The organism is Promicromonospora sukumoe 327MFSha3.1 (genome assembly GCF_000385135.1).
GTDB classification, from domain to species: Bacteria; Actinomycetota; Actinomycetes; order Actinomycetales; family Cellulomonadaceae; genus Promicromonospora; species Promicromonospora sukumoe_B.
On record NZ_ARQM01000011.1, the window covers coordinates 417,277 to 429,209 of the forward strand.

Sequence of the window (11,933 nt, forward strand, 5' to 3'; positions counted from 1 at the left end):
CCGAAGGAGAACCACATGAGCACCACCGGCAACCGACCGACCTCGAGGCGCGGCAAGCGCCTCGCCGGCTCGGCCGCGGGTATCGCGGCCGTCGCCCTGACCCTCGCCGCCTGCGGCGGCGGCGACTCCGGCATCGGCGGGGGCGGCGACGACGCTCCCGCCGCCGCGGAGGAGTGCCCCTGCGAGATCCGCTTCGCGTGGTGGGGCTCGGACAGCCGCCACGAGGCGACGCAGCAGATCATCGACGCGTTCGAGGCCGAGAACCCCGACATCACGGTGGTCCCCGACTTCACCGACTGGGACGGCTACTGGGACAAGCTCGCCACCTCGGTGGCCGCGGGCGACACCCCGGACGTCATCACCCAGGAGGAGCGCTACATCTCCGACTACTCGACCAAGAACGTGCTCGCCGACCTGGGCACGCTCGACATCGACACCTCGAAGGTGGACGACGGCGTGCTGGCCGGCGGCCAGATCGAGGGCACCCAGTACGGCATCCCGACCGGCATCAACGCCTACGCGCTCGTCGCCGACCCGGAGCTGTTCGCCGACGCCGGCGTCGACGTGCCGGACGACACGACCTGGACGTGGGAGGACTACGTGACCACCGCGAACGCGGTCGCGGACGGCTCCGGCGACAAGGTCTGGGGCACGCAGGACTACGGCTTCAACGAGGCCGGCCTGAACGTGATGGCGCGCCAGCGCGGCGAGACCCTGTTCACGCCCGAGGGCGAGCTCGGCGTCTCCGAGCAGACCGTGGCCGACTTCTTCCAGGTCTCCCTCGACCTGGTCGAGGGCGGCGGCCAGCCCGACGCCGCGCGCACGGTCGAGTACCAGGCGGCCGGCCCCGAGGGCGGCCTGCTCGGCACCAACAAGGGCGCCATGGGCGTCTGGTGGACCAACCAGCTCGGCGCGCTGTCCGACTCGTCGGGCCACGAGCTGGAGCTGCTGCGCCTCCCGGGCGAGTCCGAGGGCGAGCGCACCGGCATGTACTACAAGCCCGCGATGTTCTACTCGGTCTCCGCGGACACGCAGTACCCGGAGTCGTCCGCGAAGTTCGTGGACTTCCTGCTCAACTCCGAGGAGGCCGCCAAGATCATGCTGACCGACCGCGGCCTGCCGGCGAACACCGACGTCCGCGAGGCGATCCTGGACGACCTGTCGCCCACGGACCAGAAGGTCGCCGACTTCATGGCGGACATCGAGGACGAGATCGTCGACAACCCGTCGGTCCCGCCGCACGGCTCCGCCGAGCTCGCCGACATCATGGAGCGCATCAACACGGAGGTCCTCTTCGAACGCATCACGCCGGACGAGGCCGCCACGCAGTTCATCGACGAGGTCAACGCCGCGATCGCCGGCTGACCCACCCGCCGGGTGCGGGGTGTTCGCTGGGCGGTCCACCCAGCGAATGCCCCGCACCCGGCGGTGTCACGGCTGGTTAGCATGACTCGGTCCAGAGGAGAGGTGCCACAGGTGTCACAAGATCTGCTCGTACTGCGGGAGGGCGACGACGTCGCCGTCGCCACGCGGGACCTGAGCCCGGGCGACGCGCCCGAGGCCTCCGGAACCGGCCCGGTCGACGTCCGGCAGCCGGTGCCGCGCGGGCACAAGATCGCCCTGCGGGCCGTGCCCACGGGCGGCCACGTACGCAAGTACGGGCAGGTCATCGGGGTCGCCACCACGGACATCGCCCCCGGCGACCACGTGCACTCCCACAACCTCGGGTTCGAGGAGGGCGAGCGGGAGACGCCCCTGGGCGGCACCCACACCGAGCTCCCCGTGCCCGACGGCGCCCGGCCCACCTTCCGCGGTTACCGCCGGGCCGACGGGCGCGTGGGCACCCGCAACTTCGTCGCGATCCTGACCAGCGTGAACTGCTCGGCCTCGACGGCCAAGATGATCGCCGACCAGTTCCGCGGCGCGGCGCTGGACGAGTTCGAGAACGTCGACGGCGTCATCGCGCTCACCCACACGAGCGGCTGCGGCCTGGTGCCGGACTCCGAGGGCGGGCAGATCCTGCTCCGCACCCTGCGGGGCTACGCCGCGCACCCGAACGTCGCGGGCCTGCTGGTGCTCGGGCTGGGCTGCGAGATGGTGCCGGGCGCCGCGCTGTCGGCCCGCTCGGGCCAGGTCGCCGACCTGGGGATGCCCGGGATCGGCGCCCCCGACGAGACCCGGTCCGGCCTGCTGGCCGCCATCTCGGACGACACCGTGGTGCGCTCGCTGACCATCCAGGAGGCCGGCGGCGTGCGGGCCTCGGTGCGGGCCGGCGTCGCCGCGATCCGCGAGATGCTGCCGCTGGTCAACCAGCGCGAGCGCGTCGAGTGCGACGTGTCCGAGCTGGTCCTCGCGCTGAACTGCGGCGGTTCGGACGGCTACTCGGGGATCACCGCCAACCCGGCCCTCGGCTGGGCGTCGGACCGCCTGGTCGCCTACGGCGCCACGTCGGTGCTGGCCGAGACGCCCGAGGTCTACGGCGCGGAGCACCTGCTCACCGCCCGGGCCGCGGAGCCGGCCGTGGCCAAGAAGCTGCTGGACCGCATCGACTGGTGGCGCGACTACATGGCCGCGGGCGGTGGCACGCTGGACAACAACCCGTCGCCGGGCAACAAGGCCGGCGGGCTGACCACGATCCTGGAGAAGTCGCTCGGGGCCGTAGCCAAGGGCGGCCAGGCCGACCTGGGTGCCGTCTACGAGTACGCCGAGCCGATCACGGAGCGGGGGTTCGGCTTCATGGACACCCCGGGCTACGACCCGGTGTCGGTCACGGGCCTGGTGGCGGGCGGCGCCAACGTCGTCGTCTTCACCACGGGGCGTGGCTCGGTGTTCGGGTGCCGCCCGACGCCGTCGATCAAGGTGGCCACCAACACCCCGATGTACGCGGTGATGTCCGAGGACATGGACGTCAACGCGGGCGTGGTCGTGGACGGCACCGCGACCGTGGCCGAGGTGGGGCGGCAGATCTTCGACCGGATCCTCGCCGTCGCGTCGGGGGAGCAGACGGTCAGCGAGGAGCTGGAGATCGGCGCCGAGGAGTTCATCCCCTGGCACATCGGCGCGGTCACCTGACCGAGCCCGGCTCTCGCTGGTCGAGCTTGTCGAGACCCAGGTGAGGTCTCGACAAGCTCGACCAGCGGTGGTGTGAGGTCTCGACCAGCGAGTGGCGATGACCTACGGGTAGCTCACCACCTTCGCCGGGATTGTCTCCGTGCCCGACGCGCGCGGCCCGACGCCGTTGATCACGTGCTCGTACGTGCCCACCCCGCCGAGCGACACGGTGAGCAGCGAGTGCATCCGCACCCCCGGCGTGACCGGCACCTCGAACCCGTTGTCCGAGGTGATCGACGCGTCCGAGGTGAACACGCAGTACGACCCCAGCCCCCACGCCTCGTGCTGCGTCACGCCGTCCGCGACCTTGTACGCGGCCCAGCCGCGGACGCCGTCGTGGTTCCACGCCGCCTGGTTCGGCGGGTCGTACGGCAGCTCGTTCTGGTAGAAGATCGTGCGGCCGCGCTCCCCGTTCCACAGGGTGTTGTACTCCTGGTAGTGCTCCACGAAGAGCCCGTAGCCGTCCACGTCGTCCCCGTTGACCACCAGCCCGTTGCGCGCGGTGTTCACGTCCCAGCCGATGCCGTCGCCGTGGTCGCCGCGCCACGACCAGATGTGGTCCACGATCGTGTCGTCGGCGTTGACCACGATCGCCTGGTCCACCCGGCCGGCGTGCGCGCCACCCACGCGGACGAACACGTCGTGCAGCGAGATCGGGTCGTCCGCGTGGTCCGTCGTCGACCCCTCCGTGCCCACCGTGAGCATGGACGGCGACTCGGCGGCGCCGGCGTCGAACAGCACGCCCGCCACGCGGACGCCGTCCACGTCGCCCACGCGCATCGCCGTCTGCCCCGCCGTCGGCACGATCGTGGCGTAGCCGAGCCCGAGCACGACGGTGTCGGCGCGGTCCACCTCGATCGTCCCCGTCGTCTCGTAGATGCCGGGCGTGAGCAGCAGGTGCAGGCCCTGGTCCAGCGCCTGGTTGATCCGGGCGGCGGAGTCGCCGGGGCGGGCCACGTAGAACTGGTCCAGCGGGATCGACGTGCCCGACGTCGTCCCGCCGTCCCAGGTCGCGCCCCGCGTGCCCGACCGGGCCGACGGCACGAACACCGCGTAGTCGTCGCCGTCCAGGTAGAGGTACGGCTTCTCGCGGATGGTGCCCGTGGTGTCCAGCGTGGTCACCGCGGGTTCCGGGAACGACGTCGGCGGGGCGTTCTTGACGCCGGAGAACACCATGTTCCACAGCGTCCCGGCCCAGCCGCCCGTGAGCGTCGAGTCGCGGGTGTACCACTGCTGCTGCGTCCAGGCGCGGACCTCGCCGTCGACCACGGAGTCGGCGATGTACCCGCCCGACGCCCAGCCGTACCGCGACGAGTGCAGCATGAGGTTGCCCTTGACGTGCACGCGGCGCATCGGCGCGGCCTGCGAGACCGCCCACCGCATGTCCCCGCCCGACGGCGTCACGGCCAGGTTCTCGACCGAGCGCCAGAAGTTCTGCGTGGCGTTGCCCTCGAACCACTCGGCGTCGGCCCAGACGCCGCCGGTGATGTTCACGTCGTCGGGCCTCGTCCCCAGACCGGAGATCGAGGTGTGGAAACCGGCGTTGACGTGCACCGGGTAGGTACCGGGCTCGAACAGGAACTGGTGCCGCCCGTCGCCGAACTGGTCCGCCTCCTGCTGGTCGTAGACGGCGTCGACCGCCGCCTGGACCTGGGCCGTCGGCGTGTCCGGGCCGAACACGTGCACGTTCGGCCCCAGGTCGCCGCCGCCCGGGATCGGGTCGCCGGGGGTGGTGCCGCCGTCGCCCGTGAACACCTTGAGCTCCCAGAGCGAGTAGCCGTACCCGGTGCCGCGCTCCGTGCCGGTGAGCCGCACGTACCGGCCCGACCCGGCGACGTCGAGCGACTGGTTGCCGCCGGTCCCGTTCGTGACCGTCTTCAACGTGCGCCACGTGGCGCCGTCGTCGGACGCCTCGATCCGGAACCCCTTGCCGTACGCGGCCTCCCACGACAGCTCGACGCGGCACAGGTCCTGCACCGACCCGAGGTCGACCCGGATCCACTGCGGGTCGCTGAACTCGCTCGCCCAGCGCGTACCGGGGTCGCCGTCGACGGCGGAGGCCGCGCCGAACGGACCCTCCGTGGACGACGCCGTGGCCGGCCGCCCGAGCGCCGCGTTCGCGGTGCCGCAGGCGGCCTCGGCCGCGCGGTCCGGCCCGGTGGCCGGGGCCGACGCCGGAGCGCCGCCCGCTGGTGCGCCGCCCGCCGCCGGCGCGGCCGCCGCCGTCAGCGGCGCCGCGACGCAGGCCGCGACCGCCGCGGCCGCGAGCCAGACCCGCGCCGTCCTCACGAGACCACCTCCTCGCGTGCCGCGGCCTCGCGCGCGGCCGTGGTCTCGGGCACGAGCTCGTAGTTCTCGTCGAGCACCGTGCCCCGGTGCGGCTTGTACAGGTCGTAGCCGCGCGGGTTGCACTGCAGGCCGCCGTTGATGCAGTGCTCCACGAGCCGGCGCAGCACCTCGGGGTCCCAGGCGTTGACGAAGTCGTAGTGCCACGACTGGTCGGACCCGCTCACCAGCGCGACGTCGGACATGTCACCGCTGACCGGCCACGCGATCTTGAACTCCAGCATCGGCACCGCGACCGGGTGGCTCATGGGGCACTGGCCCGCGACCGGGTACGCCATGTGCGAGCCGTGGCCCATGTGCGCGGACTCCTCGGGCGTCAGGTGCTGCCCGTCCCAGCAGCTCGGCGCCTGGTAGCGGATGTTGAGCTGCGTGCCCTCGGGGCAGTGGGCCGGGATCTCCCAGCTCTTGGAGATGTCGCCGCACTCCCAGCCCTCGACGGCGCCCGGTGCGGTGCGGAACTCCTCGACCGTGGCCATCATGTCGCCCGTGACGAACTGGAGCCCCTCCGGGAACGGCACCACGTCCTCGTAGTCGTCGATGCCCGACTTGTAGTAGACGGTCATCGGGATGTTCGGCTCGACCGGCACGCCGCCCTTGGTGATGGCGGGGAACCAGTAGGCCGAGTGGTCCTGCGGCACGGTGCAGGTGCTCTCCGGCATGGCGTTCAGGCTCGTCGGCGTGGTGAACGCGTCCGTCGAGCGGTTGCCGATGAACGTGTGCAGGTGCGACCGGCCCGGCTGGTTGGGGTACACGATCGAGTCGTCCGGCAGGAAGTGCGAGAACTCGCAGTTCGCCTGGAACTCGTGGTGCGTCACCTCGTCGCCGGGGAACGGCGGCGGGTCCTCCGGCCCGCCCGCCTCGCCGTCGCCGAACACCTGGAACTCCAGGAGCGAGTAGCCGTACCCCGTGCCGCGGGCGGTGCCGACGAGCTGCACGTACCGGCCGGTCGCGGTGATGTCGTAGACCTCGGTGCCGCCGGTCCCGGCGCCCTCGGTGACCACGGTGGTCCAGGACTGCGCGTCGGACGAGACCTGGAGCGTGAACGCCGCGCCGTACGCGGCCTCCCACTCCAGGGCTACGTGGTCCAGGGCGTAGGAACGCCCCAGGTCGATGCGGATCCACTCGTCGTCCGTGGGGGCGCTGGCCCAGCGGGTGGTGCGGTCGCCGTCGACCGCGAAGCGCGGCCCGAGGCCGCCGGACTCCGAGCTGGACGCCGCCGTGAGCGCACCCTGCGAGAGCAGGGTGTTCGGGTCGGCGACGGCGGTGGTGGCGCCGATGGTGCCGGCCGCGCTCAGGGTCGAGGCGAGCAGGGCCGTGGCGAGCGCGCCCGCCAACGTCCGGGATCTGTTGCCGCGAGGAGTGCTGGGTGCAGTGCGCATGGTTCCTCCTTCTTCGGTGGTGTGCGTTGCTGGCTCACTGCCTGATCACTGCTGGTAGACGCCGACCTCGTACAGCGAGTAGCCCCACTCCGTGCCGCGCTCGGTGAGGTTCAGCCGCACGTAGCGGCCGGTGCCCGAGACGTCGAGGCTGTCGACGCCGCCGTTGCCGCCCGTCACGGTGCGGACCGTGGACCAGGCGTTCCCGTCGTTCGACGTCTGCACCTGGTACGACTTGCCGTACGCGGTCTCCCAGACGAGCTGCACGTGGTCGAACGACTGCACCGAGCCCAGGTCCACCTGGTACCAGGCGGACGGGCCCCACTCGCTGGCCCAGCGCGTGGTCGCGTCGCCGTCGACGGCGCGGCCCGGCGTCCAGTCGCCGTTCCACGGGTCGAAGCTGGAGGCCGTCGCTGTCTTGCCCCGTGCGATGTTGGTCCCGTCGACCGGCGGCGCGACGACGCGGAACGACCTCGTCTCCACGCCCACGTTCCCGTGGCCGTCCTCGGCGAACACGTAGACCTTCCAGACGCCCAGCATCTCGGGCGCCGTGACCCGGAACGTGCCCGGGGCCGTCTGGTCGAAGTCGGCCTGCGCGATGCCGCCCGCGTTGTTGACGTACTTGCTGTTCAGCATCACGTTGGCGTCGATCGGGTCGCCGTCGGGGTCGGTGACGTCCACGCTGACCGTGAACTCCTCGCCGGCGGACACCGCCGTCGCGCCCTGGACGTTCATCGCGGTGATGCGCGGCGGGGTGTTCATGCCGGAGGTGTCGACGCCCCAGGCCCGCGCGATCGAGTAGTAGCCGAGGCGCTTGTTGTCGCCCGGGAGCACGTTGAACCAGACGCCGCCGAAGTCGCCCTCGATGCCGTAGTGGAAGAACGTGGCGCCCAGCGCGACGCCGTCGTGCTCCCGCAGGCAGCGCCACGAGTCCACGTACGCCTGCTCCTTCTCCAGGTCGGTGGGCTCGTCGGGCACGCCGTTCGCGTCGTCCGGCACCTCCCACTCGCCGGCCGCGCCGCCCTCCGTGATGATGTACGGCCGGTCGTAGCCGCCGGCCTCCCAGGCCGCGGGCACGTTGCACAGGTCGCCGTACGCGTTCACGGAGAGCAGGTCCAGGTCCGGCGCGTTGCGCTCGAGGTACGGCCAGGCCCCCACCCAGGCGTCGGTGCTGGTGGTCGGGTGCTTCGCGTCGGCCTGGTGCACCGCGACGCTGACCTCGTTGACGAAGGCCGCGTACGCGTTGCGGATCTCCTCCAGCTCCGTGCCCGAGTAGCAATTCTGCAGGCCCAGGAGCGACTCGTTGCCGATGTTCCACATGAGCACGCCCGGGTGGTCCTTGTACGCCGCGACCTGGGCGAGGATGTCGGCCTTGGTGTTCGCCCTGTAGGTCGCGTCGGTGCGGTAGTCGATGCAGCCGCCGGATCCGGGGCCGCCGCCCGGCAGGAGCCAGAAGCCCATCACCACGCGGACGTCGTGCGCCGCCGCCGAGTCGAGGAGCTGGCGGGTGTCCGCTCCGGTGCCCCAGGTGCGGATCGTGTTGGCGCCCATCGCGGTGAGGGTGGGCATGTAGTGGTCGGCCGTGCTGAACGCCGGGCCCCACGTGAATCCGCGGACCGTGTACGGCTGCCCGTCCACCTCCAGGTCCCAGTCCCCGTTGCCGCCCACCACCTCGACGGTGCTGGCGCCCGAGTCCCGCACCGGGACGTTCGGGTGGCCGGGGTTCACGTAGTCCGGGTCCCCGGGGTCGCCCGGATCGGTGCTGCCGCCCGCCGCGCCGAAGACGCGCAGCTCCCACAGCGAGTTGCCGTACCCGCCCGAGCGCGCGGTCGACAGCAGCCGCACGTACCGCGCCGTCCCGTCGACGTCGAAGGTGTCGGTGCCGCCGTCGCCCGAGGTGGTCGAGTACGCCGTCGCCCACGTCGAGCCGTCGGCCGAGACCTGGAACTGGTACTTCGTGGAGTACGCGGACTCCCAGACCAGCTCCACGTGATCGAGGGCCGAAGCCTTGCCCAGGTCGACCCGGATCCACTGCGGGTCGCTGAACTCGCTGGCCCAGCGCGTGGTCAGGTCGCCGTCGACGGCGGCGCTCGCGGGCGTGTAGTCGGGGTTCTCCACGGAGGAGGCGGTGGCGGGGCGGCCCTGCGACAGCAGGACCGGGTCGACCTGCGCGGCAGTGGGTGCCGGGGCTGCGGGCGCCGGTGCCGCGGCCGCCGGGGCCGCAGGTGCCGAGGCGGCGGGCGCTACGAGCGCCGCCGCGGCCAGCAGGCCGGTCGCCAGGGTGGCGGCCCCGGCGCGTGCCCCGCGCCTGAGCCGTCGCGTCCGGGCGCCGGGTGATCCGGTGGTGGTCATGGATGTTCCTCTCCGTCCGCTCGTCGGCCAGGTGCGGGGGCCGGGGCGCGGTTCGTCGTTGAGCCTGCGCTCGCGTCGCTCCGGTGCGCCGCGAGTTGGGAGAGCGCTCTTACCGGGTTCATCTTTGACCCGCTCTTGGTGGAGCGTCAAGAGCTGTCCGGGCGGACTTCACCTGGTCTGTGAGGGTCTTTTGCCTCATTTCGACGCTCTGAGTCTGGCTTGGTGGTGCGAGCGGTTTGCGCCGAACTCGCTGCATCTCATCCGCACGGGCTCCGTGGGAGAGCGCTCTTACTCTGTTACCGTCGGCCTGTGAGCAAGGATCTGCGGCGCGCGGCGCCGACCCTGGAGGACGTGGCGAAGGTCGCCGGCGTCTCGCGCGCGACCGTGTCCCGGGTCATCAACGGCAAGCGCAAGGTGGCGCCCGCGGTCCAGGAAGTGGTGCTGGAAGCCGTCGCCGAGACCGGCTACGTGCCGAACCGGGCCGCACGGTCCCTGGTCACGCGCCGCACGGGCACGGTCGCCGTCGTCATCTCGGGCGCGGACGCCGACCCCGAGGGCGAGCTCGACCTGTCCGGCGTCTTCTCCGACCCGTTCTTCGGCCGGGTGGTCGGCTCCCTGGTGCGGACGCTGCGCCCCCACGACGTGCACCCGGTCCTCATGTTCGCCGATGACGCGCAGACCCGGGGCCAGGTCACCTCCTACCTGCGGTTCGGCAACGCGGACGGCGCCCTGCTGGTCTCCACGTACGCCGACGACCCGCTCCCCGAGGAGCTCATCGGCACCGGCCGCCCCATCGTGCTGTTCGCCCGGCCGGGGCACGCGATCCCGGCCAGCTACGTCGACCTGGCCAACGCCGACGGCGCCCGGATGGCCGCCAACCACCTGCTCGACCGCGGCTGCCGCACCCTTGGCGTCATCTCGGGGCCGCTCGACGTCCCGTCCGCGCGGGACCGGCTCGACGGCTTCCGCGACGCCGCGGCGCGGCGCGGGCACGCGTTCGTCCCGAGCGTCGCGGGATCGTTCACGTTCGAGAGCGGGGAGTCCGCGATGGCGGAGCTGCTCGCCGCCGCGCCGGACCTGGACGGCGTCTTCGTGTCCAACGACCTCATGGCCCAGGGCGCGATCCACGTGCTCCAGTCCCAGGGGCGGCGCGTGCCAGAGGATGTCGCGATCGTCGGGTTCGACGACAGCCCGGTGGCGGTGCAGGCGCGACCCCGGCTGACGACGGTGCGCCAGCCCGTGGAGAAGATGGCGGAGGAGATGGCGCGGATGCTGCTGGAGCAGATCGACGCCGACGAGCCGGCGGTGCGCTCGGCGATCTTCGAGCCGGTCCTGGTGGTCCGCGACTCGGCGTGAGGTGGCCTGCTGCCTGTGGGCCTCTGTCTGGCTGGGGTGCTGACTTCGGTCGGTTGCCTTGAGACCGGTCGATCGTCGGACCGGTCTCAAGGCAGGCGACCGAAGTGGCAACGGGCCTGCGCTCCCCACTCGGCTCGCGCTCCCCATGTAAGGCCCGCACGTACGGGTACCCGTGTGGGAATCCCTCACGACCAGGCTGGGAGCATCTTGCTAGGTTCCTGAACAAATCGGCCGACGTATCGACGCCGGCCCAGGACCCGAAGCGAGGTGGTTCCCCGTGAGAGCTCGTCGCGTACCGCTCTTTGTCGCAACCCTTGTCGCCGCACTCCTGACGACGGGCGTCGTCGCAGTCCCCGGCTCGGCTGCCCCCGCCGCCGACACGGCCGCGCCCGCCGCGGTCGCCAGCTGCAGCGCCGCCGCCTGGAGCAGCAGCGCCGTCTACGTGGGCGGCAGCCTGGTGACCCACGCCGGCGCGTCGTGGCGTGCCAAGTGGTGGACGCAGGGCGAGACGCCCGGCACCACCGGCGAGTGGGGCGTCTGGGAGCGCACCGGTACCTGTGACGGCGGCGAGCCGCCGGTCGACCCGCCGGGCACCGAGGACTTCCCGGTCAGCCAGGCCCAGTTCAACTCGTTCTTCCCGAACCGGAACTCGTTCTACACGTACGCCGGGCTCGTCGACGCGCTCAGCGCGTACCCCGGGTTCGCGAACAGCGGCAGCGAGACCGTGCAGAAGCGGGAGGCGGCGGCGTTCCTGGCCAACGTCTCGCACGAGACCGGCGGGCTGGTCCACATCGTCGAGCAGAACACGGCCAACTACCCGCACTACTGCGACACGACGCAGCCGTACGGCTGCCCCGCGGGCAACGCCCAGTACTACGGCCGCGGACCCGTCCAGCTCAGCTGGAACTTCAACTACAAGGCCGCGGGCGACGCGCTCGGCATCGACCTGCTGAACAACCCGAACCTGGTCTCGACCAACTCGGCGATCGCCTGGAAGACCGGCCTCTGGTACTGGAACACCCAGAACGGTCCGGGCACCATGACGCCGCACAACGCGATCGTCAACGGCGCCGGGTTCGGCGAGACGATCCGCAGCATCAACGGCTCGATCGAGTGCAACGGCGGCAACCCCGCCCAGGTGCAGAGCCGCGTGGACACGTACCTGCGCTTCACGAGCGCCCTGGGCGTCGACCCGGGCGGCAACCTCTACTGCTGACGCCGGCCCCGGCCCTCCGGCCCGGGCGTTGACCACAGCAGTTGCTGCCAGGAGCACGGCTCGACTGGCAGCAACCGCTGTGGTCAACGAAGAGAGCGGGCGAGGAGAGCGCGGCGACTAGGTTCATCCAAGAGTGAGAAGGAAGCCGCCGCATGGCCTCGCCCGGGCGACACCCT

The 11,933-nt window shown here is 71.8% G+C and carries 7 protein-coding genes; 4 read left to right on the plus strand and 3 right to left on the minus strand.

The window, feature by feature from the left end; translation table 11 throughout:
* Positions 1 to 15: 15 nt before the first annotated feature.
* Together H291_RS0115590 and H291_RS0115595 are read left to right on the plus strand one after the other, a co-directional pair.
* Entirely contained in the window at positions 16 to 1,365 is a 1,350-nt protein-coding gene (locus H291_RS0115590) for an ABC transporter substrate-binding protein (RefSeq protein ID WP_020015939.1), read from the plus strand.
* An 81-nt stretch (positions 1,366 to 1,446) separates the two neighbouring features.
* Complete coding sequence (locus H291_RS0115595; protein ID WP_033326937.1) at positions 1,447 to 3,072, plus strand: UxaA family hydrolase; 1,626 nt, start codon at positions 1,447 to 1,449, stop codon at positions 3,070 to 3,072.
* A 102-nt stretch (positions 3,073 to 3,174) separates the two neighbouring features.
* Here H291_RS0115595 and H291_RS0115600 read toward each other — a convergent pair whose 3' ends face one another.
* The 3 genes from H291_RS0115600 to H291_RS0115610 are packed head-to-tail and all read right to left on the minus strand — an operon-like array spanning position 3,175 to position 9,185.
* Positions 3,175 to 5,400: a discoidin domain-containing protein gene (locus H291_RS0115600; RefSeq protein ID WP_020015941.1), complete on the minus strand. Its 2,226-nt coding sequence runs from the start codon at positions 5,398 to 5,400 to the stop codon at positions 3,175 to 3,177.
* Positions 5,397 to 6,836, minus strand: coding sequence for a DUF1996 domain-containing protein (locus H291_RS0115605; RefSeq protein ID WP_084468166.1), 1,440 nt, complete (start codon positions 6,834 to 6,836; stop codon positions 5,397 to 5,399). Before H291_RS0115605 ends, H291_RS0115600 begins: the two co-directional genes overlap by 4 nt.
* Positions 6,837 to 6,881: 45 nt before the next feature.
* Complete coding sequence (locus H291_RS0115610; RefSeq protein WP_020015943.1) at positions 6,882 to 9,185, minus strand: discoidin domain-containing protein; 2,304 nt, start codon at positions 9,183 to 9,185, stop codon at positions 6,882 to 6,884.
* Positions 9,186 to 9,494: 309 nt separating this feature from the next.
* Between H291_RS0115610 and H291_RS0115615 the strand changes: the two genes are divergently transcribed.
* Positions 9,495 to 10,541: a LacI family DNA-binding transcriptional regulator gene (locus H291_RS0115615; RefSeq protein WP_020015944.1), complete on the plus strand. Its 1,047-nt coding sequence runs from the start codon at positions 9,495 to 9,497 to the stop codon at positions 10,539 to 10,541.
* Between the two features lie 277 nt (positions 10,542 to 10,818).
* A complete protein-coding gene (locus H291_RS0115620; protein WP_026365800.1) occupies positions 10,819 to 11,757 on the plus strand; it encodes a glycoside hydrolase family 19 protein in 939 nt (312 codons plus the stop codon).
* Positions 11,758 to 11,933 lie beyond the last annotated feature (176 nt).